The following is a 16,013-nucleotide window of genomic DNA, read 5'->3' as shown; positions in this document are numbered from 1 at the left end:
AATAACAATGAATAAATGATGAATATCCATACAAGTTAACAACCGAGATACTTGGACAAGTTTCCATCAGCGGCAGCCGTTGCAGCTGCGCTGCGTGATGCGACCGGTGGGAAAACACGGTGCGGCGTGCACTGCTGCCCATCACAGCGGGGCGCGGCCCGGCCGGGGTTGTATAGTTGCCGGTTCCCATCGCGGTCTTCCCGGAGCCATGCAGTGAGCAGCAGTCAGTCGCGTCGTCCCCACGCCAGCCAGGTGCAGAAAGGGCTCAGCCCGCATCCGCGCATCCGCAACGTGATTGCCGTGGGATCGGGCAAGGGCGGCGTGGGCAAGTCCACCACGGCGGTGAACCTGGCCGTGGCGCTGGCCAAACTGGGCGCGCGCGTGGGCCTGCTTGATGCCGACATCTACGGTCCGAGCGTGCCGGCCATGCTCGGCCTCAGCGGCCGCCCGGAAAGCCCGGACAACAAGTCGATCGAACCGATGCGCGCCTTCGGCGTGGAGACCATGTCGATCGGCTACCTGATCGAAGACGAGACGCCGATGATCTGGCGCGGCCCGATGGCCACCTCGGCGATGACCCAGTTCTTCAATGACACCCTCTGGGATGACCTGGACTATCTGCTGATCGACCTGCCGCCGGGCACCGGCGACATCCAGCTGACCCTGACCCAGAAGATTCCGCTGGCCGGCGCGGTGATCGTCACCACGCCGCAGGACATCGCCACGCTGGACGCCAGGAAGGCATTGAAGATGTTCGAGAAGGTGGAAGTGCCGGTCCTGGGCATCCTGGAGAACATGGCCGTGCACACCTGCAGCAACTGCGGCCACCGCGAGCACCTGTTCGGCGATGGCGGCGGCGAGCGCATGGCCGCGCAGTACGGCGTGCCGCTGCTGGGGTCGCTGCCGCTGGAAATCGGCATCCGCGAGCAGGGCGATGCCGGCACGCCGATCACCGCCGCATTGCCGGACTCGGCAGCCGCCCAGGCCTACCTGCGCGCGGCCGAGCGCCTGATCGAGGAAGTGGCCAAGCGCCCGCGCGCCAGCATCCCGATCCTGTCCTCCCTGATCTGACCGCCCGGCCCTGGGCCTGGCACGTCTGAACCGCACAAGGCCCGGCATTGCCGGGCCTTGTTGCCTGCGCCCCCTGCATCGCAGCTGGCCGCAACCCGGGTGGCTGTTTAGAATCGTGGCCCGGGCGCCCGTTGGCGGTGCCGTTGTTCCTTTCCGCACCCAGGACCCCCCATGAGCATCAAGAGTGACCGCTGGATCCGTCAGATGGCCGAACAGCAGGCGATGATCGAGCCGTTCGAAGCTGGCCAGGTCAAGCAGGCCAACGGCCAGCGCATCGTCAGCTACGGCACCTCCAGCTACGGCTACGACGTGCGCTGCTCGCCCGAGTTCAAGGTGTTCACCAACATCAACTCCACCATCGTCGATCCCAAGCACTTCGACCCGGGCAGCTTCGTGGACATCGTGGGCGACGAGTGCATCATCCCGCCCAACAGCTTCGCGCTGGCGCGCACGGTGGAGTACTTCCGCATCCCGCGTGACACCCTGGTGGTGTGCCTGGGCAAGAGCACGTACGCGCGCTGCGGCATCATCGTCAACGTGACCCCGCTGGAACCGGAGTGGGAAGGCCATGTGACCCTGGAATTCAGCAACACCACGCCGCTGCCGGCGCGCATCTATGCCAACGAAGGCGTGGCCCAGATGCTGTTCTTCCAGGCCGACAAGGACGATATCTGCGAGACGTCCTACAAGGACCGCGGTGGCAAGTACCAAGGCCAGACCGGCGTGACCCTGCCGCGGACCTGATCACCCGCGCGTGTGGCGATGACCACGCGGGTGGCGCGGCGCACCTGATCGATCGCCGGGCGTGCTGCCGCGTCCGCGCCTGTAGAGCCGACCGTTGGTCGGCTGCCTCTGCGGTTGCCGTTACCCATCAAGGGGGGCGACCACAAAAAAAGCGCGGAGTAATCCGCGCTTTTTTGTGGCTTGGTCCGGAGTGCAGCGTGGTAACCAAAAAGCAGCGGACCAAAAAGCAGCGGACCAACGGTCCGCTCTACTTGCCGCGGCCGAACAGCAGTCCGATGCCCACCGCCACCAGTACCACCGGCCACCAGGTGAGGATCAGCTTCCCCATGTTCATGTTGGTCCAGCCCAGATTGCTGGCCAGCAGGAACAGGCCGACGAGGATCAGGACGATGGCAGCGACAAGGTTGGAACGCATCAGGGGCAGGGTCCGCTAGGGCTGGGGCGAATATCCTAGCCGTTCCTTCCAGTGCGCGACACGTTCGGCCAGCACCGCCGGATCGAAACGGTGTGCCTGGCCCTGGCCCCATACCGGGCCCGGCCACGCCGGATCGCCAACGTGGCGGCCGATCACGTGGAAATGCAACTGGCGCACGATGTTGCCCAGTGCGCCGATGTTGATCTTCTCCACCCCGTCGGTGCCCTTGAGCGCCTTGCAGGCACGGTTCAACTCGGTGCGCAGTTTGTCCTGCTGATCGCCGTCCAGGTCGATCCACTCGGTGATGCCGGCCAGCCGGGGCACCAGGATCAACCAGGGGTAACGCTCGTCGTTCATCAATCGCACTTGCGACAATGGCCCTTCTGCTACCAGTACGCTATCGGTGGCCAGGCGTGGATCCAGTTCGAACTCGCTCATCCAAGATGCTCCGCAAAGAAGTCCAGGGTGCGTTCCAGCGCCAGGGTGGCGCTGTCTGGATCATACGCATGTCCGACGCTGCGGTTGAAGGCGTGGTCGGCCGGGTACACGAAGGTGGCCATCTGCGGCAGCTTCTCGCGGTGGGCGGCGATCGCCTCGGGCGGGATGCTCTTGTCCTGGGCGCCGAAGTGGAACATCACCGGCGCCTTGGGTGGTTCGTCCAGGAACTGCACGTTGCGCGCCCCGTAATAGCTGACCGACGGCAGGCCCAGCCGCAGCGCCGACAACAGCGCGATGCTGCCGCCCCAGCAGTAGCCCACCGTGCCCACCTTGCCGGCCGGGGCCAGCCGCGAAGCCGCGGCGCGGACGATTTCCAATGCCTTCTCCACGCCCAGCGCGTTCACCCGTTCCAGCCCCTGCTTCACCCCGTCCGGGTCGTAGGGCAGGGCATCGGGGGCGGCGTCCACCCCGTCGATGAGGTCGAAGAACGACGGCGCCAGCACCGCGTAGCCCTGCGCGGCAAAGCCCTCGGCCACCTCGCGCACGTGCGCGTTGACCCCGAAGATCTCCTGGATGACCACCAGCCCGCCCCGGGGCTTGCCCGCCGGCGTGGCCTGCCAGGCCCGGACCGGACCGTGGTGCGTATCGAGCGTGACCCACTCACCCATGATGCGTGACTCCTGTTGGTTCAGGCGTTCATTATCGGCCGCGCGCCGGTTAGGGCCGTGTCAGCGACCGTGCCGGGTCTGGCGGGATCGCCCCGATGCGATTCAGGGCCCGGGGCCCAACGTCGGTATACTTGCCGCCGTTTCCGGCCCCAGGTCCCCACGCCATTCCGGCATGGGCCCAGGCCCCCAGAGTCCCGCGATTCCATGTCCCAGCTGAACCCCAAAGTCGGCTTCGTCAGCCTTGGCTGCCCGAAGGCGCTCGTCGATTCCGAACGCATCCTCACCCAGCTGCGCTCGGAGGGCTACGACATCGTGCCCTCCTACGATGCGGCCGACGTCGTGGTGGTCAACACCTGCGGCTTCATCGATTCGGCCGTGACCGAGTCGCTGGATGCGATCGGCGAGGCGATGAACGCCAACGGCAAGGTCATCGTCACCGGCTGCCTGGGCAAGCGCCCCGAGCAGATCCGCGAGGCGTACCCGAACGTGCTGGCGGTGTCCGGCCCGCAGGACTACATCAGCGTCATGGAGGCCGTGCACGCCGCGCTGCCGCCCAAGCACGATCCGTTCGTGGACCTGGTGCCCGACTACGGCATCAAACTGACCCCGCGCCATTACGCGTACCTCAAGATCTCCGAAGGCTGCAACCACAAGTGCAGCTTCTGCATCATTCCGTCGATGCGCGGCAAGCTGGTCTCGCGCCCGGTCGATGAGGTGCTGCGCGAGGCCGAGCGGCTGGTGCGCGGTGGGGTGAAGGAACTGCTGGTGGTGTCCCAGGACACTTCGGCCTACGGCGTGGATGTGAAGTACGCCGAGCGCATGTGGCGCGACAAGGCCTACCAGACCCGGCTCAAGGCGCTGTGCGAAGGCCTGTCCGAACTGGATGCCTGGACCCGCATGCACTACGTGTATCCGTACCCGCACGTGGACGAGATCGTGCCGCTGATGGCCGAAAACCGGATCCTGCCGTACCTGGACATTCCGTTCCAGCACGCCAGCCCGCGCATCCTGAAGCTGATGAAGCGCCCGGGTGCGGTCGACAAGACCCTCGAGCGCGTGCAGCGCTGGCGCCAGCTGTGCCCGGACATCACCGTGCGCTCGACCTTCATCGTCGGCTTCCCCGGCGAGACCGACGCCGAGTTCGAGGAACTGCTGGGCTTCCTGGACGAGGCGCAGCTGGACCGCGTGGGCGCATTCGCCTACTCGCCGGTGACCGGTGCCACGGCCAACGACCTGCCTGATGCGGTGCCCGAGGAAGTGAAGCAGGAGCGCCTGGCGCGCTTCATGGAACGCCAGGCAGAGATCTCCGCCGCGCGCCTGGAGGCCAAGATCGGCACCGTGCAGCAGTGCCTGGTCGATGCGATCGAAGATGGCATCGCGGTGGCCCGGTCCAAGGCCGACGCGCCGGAAATCGATGGTCTGGTGCACATCCAGAATGCCGAGGAAGCCCGCCTGCGCGTGGGCCAGTTCGTCGACGTGGAGATCACCGAGAGCGACGACCACGACCTGTACGGCGACGCGTTGATCGACGCGGCGGCCCGCAAGCCGTTCGACCTGCAGGTGCTGTGACCGCGGCGGCGGTCGATGCCGGTGGCACGCGCCGCCGTTTCATCGCACCGCTACGTGGCGCCGTGGCGGCGGACGTCTTCGCCCAGCCGCTGTTTGCCGGGTTCTCCCGCTACGCCGATCTGCTGACGGCGGCCGACTGGCCGACCGTCGCGGCGCTCGATGCCCGCCTGGCATTGCCGGGCCGGCACCTGGTCGAGCAGGACGACGCGCTGCTGGCCGATGGCCTGCACTACGAACAACGCATTGCGCAGGGCCGCATTGCCACCCGCGCGGCGAACTGGCACGACCTGTTCAACGCGCTGGTGTGGGCATGCCATGCGGCGATCAAGCATGCGCTCAATGCACGCCAATGCCTGCACATCGGCTGCCATGGTCCGCAGCAGCGCAACCGTGCGCAGGCGGCGCTGACCCAGTTCGACGAAACCGGCGTGATCGTGCGGGTGCGCGATCCGGCGATGGTGCAGGCCTGGGACCGGCATGACTGGGCGGCGGTGTTCGTGGATGGGGCAGGGCAGTGGCGCAGCGGCGAGATCGCCGTGGCGGCGGTGATCGGCCACGCGTTGATGGAACAGGCCTTGTTGCCGGGGCGTCTGCTGGTGGGCAAGTGCGTGGTGGTGTGCGCCGACGAGGATGCGCGCGCCGTGGCACAGGTCGCGCGGATGATCCAGAGCGGACGCGTGCTCAACGATCCGCTGGAGCTGCGGCCGTTGCCGCTGGCGGGCATTCCCGGCTGGCATCCGCAGCAGGATGCGGCGTTTTACCGGCAGGCCGATTATTTCCGGCCGCTGCGCGACGGCAGGGGCTATCCCGCGCCGCAGGACGCGTAAGGCCGCGCACGGTAGGGTTGGTTCCCAAACAACCGCCGGTAGCGGCGCCACACCCGGTAACGCCGTGCGCTGAGCGACGCAAAGGCCTTTGTCGCCGATGCTCATGCCAATACCGAACGCGGCGAATCCCATGGCAGTCGATCGGGATGCGACCCTACCAACAGCGGGCAGCCCTCAACGCCCGGATGGCGCTGCGGCCATCGCCGATGGACATTCCCGTTCCGCCGGCGCGCCAGGACGCCCCACACGGTAGGGTTGGTTCCCAAACAACCGCCGATAGCGGCGCACCACCCGGTAACGCCGTGCGTTGAACGGCGCAAAAGCCTCAGCCCGCGCCGTACTCCACCGCCAGGATCGCAAAGCCGTGGCGGCCGCTGGGCAGCTCCACTTCAAACTCGTCGTCCACGCGCTTCTTCAACAACGCCCGCGCCAGCGGCGAATCGATGCTGATCCAGCCGGTGGCGGCGTCGGTCTCGTCCGGGCCCACGATGCGGTAGCGGCTGGTATCGCCGCTGTCCACATTCTCCAGCTCCACCCAGGCGCCGAAGAACACCGCCTGCGGATCGGTCGGGGTGGTGTCGACCACGCGCAGCGATTCCAGCCGCTTGGTCAGGTAGCGCACGCGCCGGTCGATCTCGCCCAGCTGCTTCTTGCGGTAGGTGTACTCGGCATTCTCCGAGCGATCCCCCTCGGCAGCCGCCGCAGCCAGCGCCTTGACCACCTCCGGCCGGCGCACCCGCCACAGGTCGTCCAGTTCAGTCTTCAACCGCTGATGGCCCTGTGCGGTGATCAGGGCCGTACTCTTTTCCGCCGGGGGACGCCAACGCGACATCGGTATCGCTCAGCGCTTGCCGCCGAACAGCCCGCCCAGGATGCCGCGCACGATCTGGTTGCCCAGTTTGCTGCCCACGGTCCGGGTGGTCTGCTTGGCCATGGTTTCGATCATGCCCTGGCGGCGCTTGGTGCCGAAGATGGCGTCCTTGATCGACTGGCCGAAGCCGCCTTCCTGCTGTTCGTCCTGCTCGCGCGTGCGGGCCTTGGGCGTATCGGCCTGCGCGACCACCTTCTGCGCGCGCTGGGCCAGCAGTTCGGCCGCCGACTCGCGGTTGATCGCGGTGTCGTAGCGGCTGCCCACCGGGCTGCCAGCGCGCACCTGGGCGCGTTCGGCCTCGGTGATGGCACCCATCCGGCAGCGGGGCGGGGCGATCTGGGTCTGCTGCACGGGCGAGGGGATGCCCTTGTCCTGCAGCGTGGACACCAGTGCCTCACCGGTGCCGAGCTTGGCCAGCACGGCCGCCACGTCGAGCTTGGGATTGGGCACGAACGTTTCGGCGGCGGTCTTCACCGCCTTCTGGTCGCGCGGGGTGAAGGCGCGCAGCGCATGCTGCACGCGGTTGCCGAGCTGCCCCAGGATGTTGGCCGGCACGTCGTCGGGGAACTGCGAGCAGAAGTACACGCCCACGCCCTTGGAGCGGATCAGCCGCACCACCTGCTCGATGCGCTGCACCAGCGCCGGCGGCGCATCGTCGAACAGCAGGTGGGCCTCATCGAAGATGAAGACCAGCTTCGGTTTGTCCAGGTCGCCCACTTCGGGCAGGGTTTCGAACAGCTCCGACAGCAGCCACAGCAGGAACGTCGAGTACAGCTTGGGCTTGAGGACCAGCTGGTCGGCGGCCAGGATGCCGATCACGCCACGGCCGTCATGGTTGACCCGCATGATGTCGGCCAGTTCCAGCGCCGGCTCGCCGAAGAAGGCTTCGCCGCCGTCCTGCGACAGGCGCAGCAGCGAGCGCTGGATTGCCGCCACCGTCTGCGCGCTGACCAGGCCATATTCGGTGGAGATGTCCTTGCGTTCGTCAGCCACCAGGCCGAGCAGGGCGCGCAGGTCATCCAGGTCCAGCAACAGCAGGCCGCGGTCGTCGGCCAGCTTGAACACGATGTCGAGCACGCCGGACTGGGTGTCGTTGAGTTCCAGGATGCGGCCCAGCAGCGTGGGGCCCATCTCGCTCACGGTGGTGCGCACCGGGTGCCCCAGCTTGCCGTACAGATCCCAGAAGATCGCCGGGCTGGCGGCGGGGGCGTAGTCGGCCACGCCAATCTCCCGTGCCCGCTGCACCAAGGCCTCGGTACCCGCACCGGCCACGGCCAGGCCGGACACGTCGCCCTTCACATCGGCCAGGAACACCGGCACGCCGATCCGTGAAAAGCCTTCTGCCAGGGTCATCAGGGTGACGGTCTTGCCGGTGCCCGTGGCCCCGGCCACCAGACCATGGCGATTGCCCAGACGGGGTTGCAGGGTCACGGCGATATCGTCGGTGATGCCTTTGCCGAGCAGGATCGGATCCATGGTCAACTCGCTTGTGCTGGTGCTGTGTGAATGGGCGGGATTCTAAACGTCGACGCAGGTTGCCGGGCCGACCGGGTTGCCCCGATGCAAGTGGCGCGGCTACTCTGCCCCATCTTTCGCACACAGTGCCAAAAATGCCCGTTCCTGTCTTGCTTGTCCGTGGTTGGCCGCTGTTGGCGCTCGCTGCAATGCTCTCGTTCGTGCCGGAGGCCCATGCGCAGCGGGTTTCGGCCCGTGACCGGGTGAAGATCGATGCGCTGGACCAGCGCATGGCCGCTGCCGAGAAGCGCTACCGCGATGCGCTGGTGCTGGTGGCCAATGCCGATCCCAAGGGCAAGAACGAAGGCGATGCCGCCCTGGAGGACATGGAGGATGTGATCAGCGCCTGTGTCGCCCAGAAGGGCTGCCAGGTCAGCAACATGCTGCCGGCCTACAAGCGCCTGCTGAAGGACAACGCCGACACCCGTGATGGCGAGGGCGACGAGCTGGCCAGCGACGGCGGCCTGCTGGAAGCCGACCCGGACCACATCGGCCCGCTGTCGGCCGACGTGCCGGAAGCGGCGCGTGCGGCCGCGCTGCTCAACGACAAGCGCCACGCCTTCGACAACATGGTCGAGTACAACCCGGCAGTGCAGGCCGGCATCCGCCGCTGGCTTACCGACATGCGCCCGGCCTTGATGACCACCTACGAGAACTATCAGAACCTGCGCCAGGTGATGTGGCCCGAGTGGGAGAAGCGCGGCCTGCCCGAGGCGCTGCTGTTCGGGATCATGGCCAAGGAATCCAATGGCCGCGTGCACGCCTCCTCGCGCGCCGGTGCGGCCGGCCTGATGCAGTTCATGCCGGCTACCGGCCGCCGCTTCGGGCTGGGCCCGGATGGCACCGGCTTCGATACCCGCTTCGACGCGCGCAGCGCCGCCGAGGCCAGCGCCACCTACCTCAACGAGCGCATGCGCGAGCTCAACGGCAGCGTCGAGCTGTCGCTGGCCGGCTACAACGGCGGCGAAGGCCGGGCCGTGCGCGTGTTCAAGCAGAGTGGCGGCCAGGGCTTCTGGGTGGACAGCGTGTACAACCAGTTCCCCGGTGAAACCAAGGACTACGTGCCGATGGTGATCGCCGCGGCCTGGATCTTCCTGCACCCGCAGCAGTACGGCGTGGAGTTCCCGAAGATCAGCGCGCAGCCGGCGACGATCCGGCTGGCCAAGTCCACCACCATCTACGAGCTGACCATCTGCCTGGGCAGTGCCGGCACCCGCGACGGTTACATGCGCGCGCTGCGCAACCTCAACCCGCGCTATGAGGCCGACGGCTGGATTCCGGCCGGTACCACGATCAACGCCACCACCCGCATCGCCGGGCTGTACAACCGGTACTGCGTCAGCGGCCCGCGCGCGGACCTGGCACGCACCCTGATCACCGCCGACCTCAACGCCGCGATCGTGCGCCCCGCCGCGGCCAGTTACACCGGCAACGTGGCGGTGGGCAGCGTGGTCCCGGTGGCGCAGGTGCAGGCCAGTGCGGTGGCGTCCACGCCGGTCGCCCCGGTGGCCACGCCTGCGGCAAAGCCCAAGGCCAAGCCGGCGCGCAGCCACAAGGTAGGCAAGGGCCAGACCCTGGGCGCGATCGCCGACAAGTTCCAGTGCGACGTGCGTGAACTGGCCCGTGCCAACGGTCTGAAGGCCCCGGCCTACGCGCTCCGGCAGGGCCAGGTGCTCAAGCTGCAGGGCTGCGGCAAGTAAGCACACGCCCAATGGAGTAGGCTGCCGGCATCACGCCCGCGGCCACTCCCTTTCGGCCACCGGGTCACGCATACAGGACAAGACGATGGATATCACCGCAATCAACGAGATGTTCGCCAACATCCGCGAAAACACCGATTGGGACCTCAATGGCCCGATGCTGTGGGGCTATTTCTTCGTCAACACCACCCCGGAGCCGTTGAGCGGCCTGGGCGAGAAGCTGGTCGGCATGGGCTACAGCCTGGTCGAGATCTTCGAGCCGGACCTGGAAGAGGGCGAGGCGCCGTACCACGTGCTGCACGTGGAGCGCGCCGAAGTGCACAGCGAAGCCTCGCTGGACGCCCGCAACCACGAGCTGCAGGCGCTGGCCGAAGCCAATGGCGTGGAAGACTACGACGGCATGGACGTCGGCCCGGTCGAGATCTGACCGCAGCGGACCGCGTCCCACGAAAAACGCCCCGGTCTCCCGGGGCGTTTTTTTGTGGACGTGAGCCCAAGGTAGTGCCGGCCGCTGGCCGGCTCCCCGTAGTGCCCGCGATGCCGGCCAGCGGCCGGCACTACCGTAATGCCTGCAATGCCGGCCAGCGGCCGGCACCGCCGTTACTTCAAGGTGGCCAGCGCCTGACCCAGCTGCACGGCATGCTCGGCATCCAGGTGCGGGGCGAACTCGGCCACGCCCGGCGGCAGCAGGATGATCACGGTGGAGCCGTAGTTGAAGCGCGCCATCTCCGCGAACCGCTCCAGCGTGATGCCCTTGCCGCGATAGTCCTTGCGGGTAATCGAGTCGCCGTACGCCGGAATCTCTTCACCACCCCACACCGTTTCCACGCCGGACACCAGCAGCGCGCCCACCATCACCGACACCATCGGGCCGAAGTCGGTATCGAAATGGCAGACCAGGCGCTCGTTGCGGGCGAACAGGCCGGGGACGTTGTTGACCGCGGCCGGGCCCACGCTGAACAGACGGCCGGGCACATGCACGGTTTCGCGCAGGGTGCCGGTCCACGGCATGTGCACGCGGTGGTAGTCCTTGGGCGACAGGTACAGGGTGGCGAACAGGCCGTGGTGGAAGACCTCGGCATCCTTGGCGTCGCCGAGCAGTTCGGCGGCGGTGAACGACTGCCCCTTGGCCTGGAAGATGCGGCCGTCCTCGATGGCGCCGAGCTGGCTGATGCGGCCATCGGCGGGCATCACCAGGGTGCGCGGGTCGGGCGCGGCCACGCGGGCGCCGGGCTTGAGCGCGCGGGTGAAGAACTGGTTGAAGGTGGCATAGCTGCGCGGGTCGGGATTGGCGGCCTCGGCCAGGTTGACGCCAAACTTCTCGGTCACGGTGTCGATCAGCCAGCGCGAGATCCGCGGGTTGCTGGAATACGCCAGGCGCCGTGCCATCGAGGACAGCAGGCGGTGGGGCAGGACGTAGCTCAGCGTGGTGGTCAGGCTCATGGTGCGGTTTTCTCGGTCAGCGTCTGCAGATCGCGGGCAATGGCCTGCGCATTGAAAGGGGGGCGGATCAGGCCGGCAAGTTTGCCGTCCGGGTCCAGCACGGCCAGGCTGGCCGAGTGTTCGAGGGTGTAATCCTCGGGATTCTCATCAAACTGTTTGCCGGGCACTTTCTGGAACACGAAGCCGAGCGAGGTGGCAAAGCGTTCGAGCGAGGGGACGTCGGCAGTGGCGGCCAGGGTGTCCTTGTGGAAGGCGTGCACGTACTCGCCGAGGCGGGCCGGGGTGTCACGCTCGGGATCCACGGAGATGAACACCAGGCGCGGGCGCAGGGTGTCAGGCTGGGCTTCCCACTGTTTCTGGGCCTGGGCGAGGTCGGCCAGGGTGGTGGGGCAGACGTCGGGGCAGAAGGTGAAGCCGAGGAACACGAGGGTCCAGTGGCCTTTGAGCTCGCCGGGAATGAGGCGGGTGCCGTCGGACTGGCTGAGGTTGAAGTCAGGCAGGGGCCGCGGCTGGGGATAGAAGGTGATCGATTCGGTAGCGGGGCGATCGCTGGCCGGCTTGGGCGCGAACACTTTCTGCGCGGCGACCAGGCCCAGGCCGGCGGCCAGGGCGATGAGCAGGATGATGCCGACGTTGCGATTGAACATGGAAAGCCCGTTCCCGGAAGGGGCCACCATGATAGGGGCGGCGGCGGCGCTGTTGGGTCTTTTGGGGTTTGTTGGGGTGATTCTTTGAAGAGCGTAGGTCTGAAGCGAAGGCAAAAGCCGGAGCTAAAGCCGAAGCCGGAGCCGAAGCCGGAGCCGAAGCCGGAGCCGGAGCCGAAGCCTTTGTGTGCAGCGATCGGAGGCGGCGCCGGCACGGGTGGGGTTGCGGGGCACGCTGCAAGTACGTCCATGTAAGCTCCGTCGGCGCATCCATGCGCCTCAGGGCCCCGCAACCCCACCCGTGCCGACGCTCGACAGTTGGCTGGTGCCCCTTGGGTAAGGGCAAGGGCCAAGGCAAGGCTCGAGGCAAGGGCAAGGGCAAGGTGGGTCGGGCCAGTGCATTTCACTGGCAGAGCGATTGGGGTTGGGGCAAGGGGAGGGGGCCGGTTGTGGGGAGGGTAGGGAGGTGCCGAGCAAGGCTCGGCACTACCTCTCCCACCCCGTGCGGGCGCAGGAGGCTGCTCTGGCACTTGCCCTTGATCTGCTCTCAATGCGGCAAAGGCAGCGTGTCGGGGGGCGGGGTGGGTGGGTTGGCGGGACCCTCCACCGCATGGATGCGGTGGCGGAGCCTACAAGGACGTACTTGCGGCGTGTCCCGCCGGCCCACCCACCCCGACCCAGCCCGCCACCAACGCAGCGCCGCCTTTGACGTTGAAGTTGACCTTGACCTTGACCTTGACCTTGACCTTGACCTTGACCTTGACCTCGCTCCAGGCCTCCAAACCCCCAACCCAACCACTTTCGACTGCAACGGATGCCGGGGGGCATGGGGTCGCCTATAATCGGGGGCCACACTGTCTGTTGCCTTGCCATGACTGCCGAAACGGCCGCCGAACTTCACACGATCATCGACCTGATCCGCTACGGCACCAGCCGTTTCAATGCCGCAGGCCTCACCTTCGGGCACAGCTACGACAACGCCCTGGACGAAGCCACCCAACTCGTCCTGCACAGCCTGCACCTGCCGCATGACCTCGGCCCCGCCTACGGCGCCGCCCGCGTCACCACGCCTGAAAAGGCCGAGGTGCTGGCCCTGTTCGAACGTCGCATCAACGAACGCCTCCCCGCCGCCTACCTCACCGGCGAAGCCTGGTTTGCCGGCCTCAGCTTCAAGAGTGACAGCCGCGCCCTCGTCCCGCGCTCGCCCATCGCCGAACTCATCGAAACCGGCTTCGAACCCTGGCTGGCCGGCCGCGACGTCCATCGCGCCCTCGACCTCTGCACCGGCTCGGGCTGCATCGCCATCGCCATCGGCCACTACTACCCCAACTGGGAAGTGGACGGCGTCGACCTCAGCGACGATGCCCTGGCCCTGGCGCATGAGAACAAAGAACGCCTCCAGGCGCACAACGTCACCCTGATCAAGTCCGACCTGTTCAACGGCCTCACCGGCCGCCACTACGACCTGATCGTCACCAACCCGCCCTACGTCACCAACGACGAAACCGATGCCCTGCCGCAGGAGTATTCCTACGAGCCGGACATGGGCCTGCGGGCCGGCCCCGACGGCCTCGACCTCGTCCTCAAGATCCTGCGCGACGCCCCGCTGCACCTCAGCGAAGATGGCCTGCTGATCTGCGAAGTAGGCGAGTCCGAACAGCATCTGATCAAGCTCCTGCCCGAAGTCGACTTTGCCTGGATCGAATTCAAGGTCGGCCAGATGGGCATCTTCGCCGTTGAATGCCGTGAGCTCATCGCCCACAGCGCGCGCATCACCGAACTGGCAGCGCAGCGGCCGTGAGTTCCAACAGCTTCGGCACACTGCTGACCGTCACCACCTTCGGCGAATCGCATGGTCCGGCGATCGGCTGCGTGATCGATGGCTGCCCGCCGGGGCTGGAAATCAGCGCCGGTGAGTTCGACCACGACCTGCAGCGTCGCGCCACCGGCAAGAGCCGGCATACCTCGGCCCGTCGCGAAGCCGACGACGTCGAGATCCTGTCCGGCGTCTACGAAGGCCGCACCACCGGCACCCCCATCGCGCTGCTGATCCGCAACACCGACCAGCGCAGCAAGGATTACACCGCCATCGCCCAGCAGTTCCGCCCGGGCCATGCCGACTACAGCTACTGGCAGAAGTACGGCATCCGCGACCCGCGCGGTGGCGGCCGCTCGTCCGCGCGCGAAACCACCATGCGTGTGGCCGCCGGCGTCATCGCCAAGAAGTGGCTGCAGCAGCGTTATGGCGTGACCGTGCGGGGCTACCTGTCCCAGCTGGGCGCGATCACCCCCACCGGGCACGACTGGTCGGCGGTGGAAGACAACCCGTTCTTCTGGCCAGTGGCCGAACAGGTGCCCGCGCTGGAAAGCTACATGGACGCGCTGCGCAAGTCCGGCGACTCGGTCGGCGCGCGCGTCAACGTGGTCGCCGACGGCGTGCCGCCGGGGTGGGGCGAGCCGATCTACGGCAAGCTCGACGGTGAACTGGCCGCGGCGCTGATGAGCATCAACGCGGTCAAGGGCGTGGAGATCGGCGACGGCTTCGCCAGCGCCGCCCAACTGGGCACCGAGCACCGCGACCTGATCACCCCGCAGGGCTTTGCCAGCAACCATGCCGGCGGCATCCTCGGTGGCATCTCCACCGGCCAGCAGGTCACCGCCTCGATCGTGCTCAAGCCCACCTCCAGCCTGCGCCTGCCCGGCGCCACGGTGGATGCCGACGGCAACGCGGTCGATGTGATCACCACCGGTCGCCACGACCCGTGCGTGGGCATCCGCGCCACCCCCATCGCCGAGGCGATGATGGCGCTGGTGCTGATGGACCAGGCCCTGCGCCACCGCGCGCAGTGCGGCGACGTGGGTACCATCACCCCGCGCATCCCCGGATCGATCGATGGCTGATCGCCGCCCCCGGGTCTGGGTCAGCCAGCCGCTGTTCGACGATGTGGTCGAACAGCTCGGGCAGCATGTCGACCTGGACATGACCGGCGAGGTCACCCGCTATACGCCACAGCAGTTGGCGGAGCGGCTGGCCGAGGTCGACGGCGCGCTGATCACCCTCAACGAGCGCATCGGCGCGGCCGAGATCGCCAACGCCCCGCAACTGCGCGCAATCGCCAACGTCGGCGTGGGCTACAACAACCTCGATGTGGAGGCGCTCAGCGCCGCCGGCATCCTGGCCAGCAACACCCCGGACGTACTCACCGAAACCACCGCCGACCTCGGCTTCGCGTTGCTGATGGCCACCGCCCGTCGCATCACCGAGGCCGAGCGCTGGCTGCGTGATGGGCAGTGGGGCCAGTGGTCGTTCCAGACCCTGCTCGGCGCGGACATCCACGGCAGCACGCTGGGCATCCTCGGCATGGGGCGCATCGGCCAGGGCATCGCCCGCCGCGGCGCGCTCGGGTTCGGCATGCGCGTGCTGTACCACAACCGCTCGCGGCTGCCCGACGCCACCGAAGCCAAAGTGGGCGCGCAGTACGTCGACCTCGACACGCTGCTGGCCCAGGCCGATCACCTGGTACTGGTGCTGCCCTACAGCGCGTCCTCCCACCACATCATCGACGCCGGCGCATTGGCGAAGATGAAGCCGACCGCCACCCTGGTGAACATCGCCCGCGGCGGCATCGTCGACGAAGTGGCGCTGGCCGACGCGCTGGCCAACGGCCGCCTCGCCGCGGCCGGACTGGACGTGTTCGAAGGCGAGCCCACGGTGCGCCCGGAACTGCTGGCCCTGCACAACATCGTGCTGACCCCGCATATCGGCAGCGCCAGCCAGGCCACGCGCCGGGCGATGGTGCAGCTGGCCGTGGACAACCTCACCGCCGCGCTGGGGCTGGGCCCGAACGCCGGCCACCCGCCGAGCGCGATCAACGCCGACGCTGTGGCCGCCGCGAAAGCCGGCGGCGCGACCGTGGGCGGCAAAAAAGTCGGCGACGCAAAACGATAGGGAACCTCCCCAGCCAACAGGCGAGGTTCCCGAACCGGCAGGCACCGATCGTTGGTCGGCACGCACATTCACTATCCCGGTAGGTACCGATCGTTGATCGGTACACCCCTCCAAAAACACGGTAGGTACCGACCGTTGGTCGGTACACCCAACACGAGG

17 protein-coding genes are annotated in these 16,013 nt (G+C 67.4%); 9 read left to right on the top strand and 8 right to left on the bottom strand.

Annotated features, from left to right (window positions below):
* Positions 1 to 213 precede the first annotated feature (213 nt).
* Both apbC and dcd read left to right on the top strand, forming a co-directional pair.
* Positions 214 to 1,071: an iron-sulfur cluster carrier protein ApbC gene (gene apbC / locus ACZ0AE_RS13965; RefSeq protein ID WP_038687168.1), complete on the top strand. Its 858-nt coding sequence runs from the start codon at positions 214 to 216 to the stop codon at positions 1,069 to 1,071.
* Between the two features lie 171 nt (positions 1,072 to 1,242).
* The gene (gene dcd, locus ACZ0AE_RS13960; RefSeq protein WP_463601397.1) at positions 1,243 to 1,815 is read left to right on the top strand and encodes a dCTP deaminase; all 573 of its coding nucleotides are present in this window, start codon (positions 1,243 to 1,245) and stop codon (positions 1,813 to 1,815) included.
* A gap of 247 nt (positions 1,816 to 2,062) precedes the next feature.
* Here the strand turns inward: dcd and ACZ0AE_RS13955 are convergent, their stop codons facing one another.
* Genes ACZ0AE_RS13955 through ACZ0AE_RS13945 form a run of 3 tightly spaced genes read right to left on the bottom strand, consistent with a single transcriptional unit; the run spans position 2,063 to position 3,336 of the window.
* Positions 2,063 to 2,230 carry a LiaI-LiaF-like domain-containing protein gene (locus tag ACZ0AE_RS13955; RefSeq protein ID WP_019182647.1) on the bottom strand — a complete coding sequence of 56 codons (168 nt, stop codon included), beginning with the start codon at positions 2,228 to 2,230 and terminating at the stop codon, positions 2,063 to 2,065.
* Positions 2,231 to 2,245: 15 nt separating this feature from the next.
* Complete coding sequence (locus ACZ0AE_RS13950; protein WP_038687173.1) at positions 2,246 to 2,668, bottom strand: HIT domain-containing protein; 423 nt, start codon at positions 2,666 to 2,668, stop codon at positions 2,246 to 2,248.
* Positions 2,665 to 3,336, bottom strand: coding sequence for a dienelactone hydrolase family protein (locus ACZ0AE_RS13945; RefSeq protein ID WP_463601396.1), 672 nt, complete (start codon positions 3,334 to 3,336; stop codon positions 2,665 to 2,667). Before ACZ0AE_RS13945 ends, ACZ0AE_RS13950 begins: the two co-directional genes overlap by 4 nt.
* A 204-nt stretch (positions 3,337 to 3,540) precedes the next feature.
* Between ACZ0AE_RS13945 and rimO the strand changes: the two genes are divergently transcribed.
* Both rimO and ACZ0AE_RS13935 read left to right on the top strand, forming a co-directional pair.
* Positions 3,541 to 4,905: a 30S ribosomal protein S12 methylthiotransferase RimO gene (gene rimO, locus ACZ0AE_RS13940; RefSeq protein ID WP_038687178.1), complete on the top strand. Its 1,365-nt coding sequence runs from the start codon at positions 3,541 to 3,543 to the stop codon at positions 4,903 to 4,905.
* Complete coding sequence (locus ACZ0AE_RS13935; RefSeq protein ID WP_463601395.1) at positions 4,902 to 5,732, top strand: DUF3025 domain-containing protein; 831 nt, start codon at positions 4,902 to 4,904, stop codon at positions 5,730 to 5,732. The genes rimO and ACZ0AE_RS13935 overlap by 4 nt, the downstream gene beginning before the upstream one ends.
* A gap of 325 nt (positions 5,733 to 6,057) precedes the next feature.
* On the opposite strand, the gene greB is transcribed toward ACZ0AE_RS13935, so the two are convergent.
* Together greB and ACZ0AE_RS13925 are read right to left on the bottom strand one after the other, a co-directional pair.
* Complete coding sequence (greB, locus tag ACZ0AE_RS13930) at positions 6,058 to 6,564, bottom strand: transcription elongation factor GreB (RefSeq protein ID WP_038687182.1); 507 nt, start codon at positions 6,562 to 6,564, stop codon at positions 6,058 to 6,060.
* A gap of 9 nt (positions 6,565 to 6,573) precedes the next feature.
* A complete protein-coding gene (locus ACZ0AE_RS13925) occupies positions 6,574 to 8,079 on the bottom strand; it encodes a helicase HerA-like domain-containing protein (protein ID WP_463601394.1) in 1,506 nt (501 codons plus the stop codon).
* A 134-nt stretch (positions 8,080 to 8,213) separates the two neighbouring features.
* Between ACZ0AE_RS13925 and ACZ0AE_RS13920 the strand changes: the two genes are divergently transcribed.
* On the top strand, positions 8,214 to 9,818 hold the full coding sequence (locus ACZ0AE_RS13920; protein WP_038687186.1) for a transglycosylase SLT domain-containing protein: 1,605 nt from the start codon (positions 8,214 to 8,216) through the stop codon (positions 9,816 to 9,818).
* Positions 9,819 to 9,903: 85 nt separating this feature from the next.
* Positions 9,904 to 10,245 (top strand): ribonuclease E inhibitor RraB, encoded by a 342-nt coding sequence (locus ACZ0AE_RS13915; RefSeq protein ID WP_141058945.1) that lies wholly within the window; start codon positions 9,904 to 9,906, stop codon positions 10,243 to 10,245.
* A gap of 173 nt (positions 10,246 to 10,418) precedes the next feature.
* On the opposite strand, the gene asd is transcribed toward ACZ0AE_RS13915, so the two are convergent.
* The 3 genes from asd to ACZ0AE_RS13900 all read right to left on the bottom strand — a co-directional run bounded on the left by asd (position 10,419) and on the right by ACZ0AE_RS13900 (position 12,687).
* On the bottom strand, positions 10,419 to 11,261 hold the full coding sequence (gene asd / locus ACZ0AE_RS13910) for an archaetidylserine decarboxylase (protein WP_463601393.1): 843 nt from the start codon (positions 11,259 to 11,261) through the stop codon (positions 10,419 to 10,421).
* The gene (locus ACZ0AE_RS13905; RefSeq protein ID WP_137191730.1) at positions 11,258 to 11,908 is read right to left on the bottom strand and encodes an SCO family protein; all 651 of its coding nucleotides are present in this window, start codon (positions 11,906 to 11,908) and stop codon (positions 11,258 to 11,260) included. The genes asd and ACZ0AE_RS13905 overlap by 4 nt, the downstream gene beginning before the upstream one ends.
* Positions 11,909 to 12,534: 626 nt before the next feature.
* Positions 12,535 to 12,687 carry a hypothetical protein gene (locus ACZ0AE_RS13900; RefSeq protein ID WP_463601392.1) on the bottom strand — a complete coding sequence of 51 codons (153 nt, stop codon included), beginning with the start codon at positions 12,685 to 12,687 and terminating at the stop codon, positions 12,535 to 12,537.
* A gap of 89 nt (positions 12,688 to 12,776) precedes the next feature.
* Here ACZ0AE_RS13900 and prmB point away from each other — a divergent pair, with 89 nt between their 5' ends.
* Genes prmB through ACZ0AE_RS13885 form a run of 3 tightly spaced genes read left to right on the top strand, consistent with a single transcriptional unit; the run spans position 12,777 to position 15,854 of the window.
* Positions 12,777 to 13,706 (top strand): 50S ribosomal protein L3 N(5)-glutamine methyltransferase, encoded by a 930-nt coding sequence (prmB, locus tag ACZ0AE_RS13895; RefSeq protein WP_038687192.1) that lies wholly within the window; start codon positions 12,777 to 12,779, stop codon positions 13,704 to 13,706.
* Positions 13,703 to 14,806 (top strand): chorismate synthase, encoded by a 1,104-nt coding sequence (aroC, locus tag ACZ0AE_RS13890; RefSeq protein WP_428712027.1) that lies wholly within the window; start codon positions 13,703 to 13,705, stop codon positions 14,804 to 14,806. Before prmB ends, aroC begins: the two co-directional genes overlap by 4 nt.
* Positions 14,799 to 15,854 carry a 2-hydroxyacid dehydrogenase gene (locus ACZ0AE_RS13885; RefSeq protein ID WP_463601391.1) on the top strand — a complete coding sequence of 352 codons (1,056 nt, stop codon included), beginning with the start codon at positions 14,799 to 14,801 and terminating at the stop codon, positions 15,852 to 15,854. Before aroC ends, ACZ0AE_RS13885 begins: the two co-directional genes overlap by 8 nt.
* Positions 15,855 to 16,013 lie beyond the last annotated feature (159 nt).

The organism is Stenotrophomonas sp. AC248, from assembly GCF_979258185.1.
Note: the sequence above shows the minus strand (reverse complement) of the source record. Positions and strands in the feature narration are given on the sequence as shown.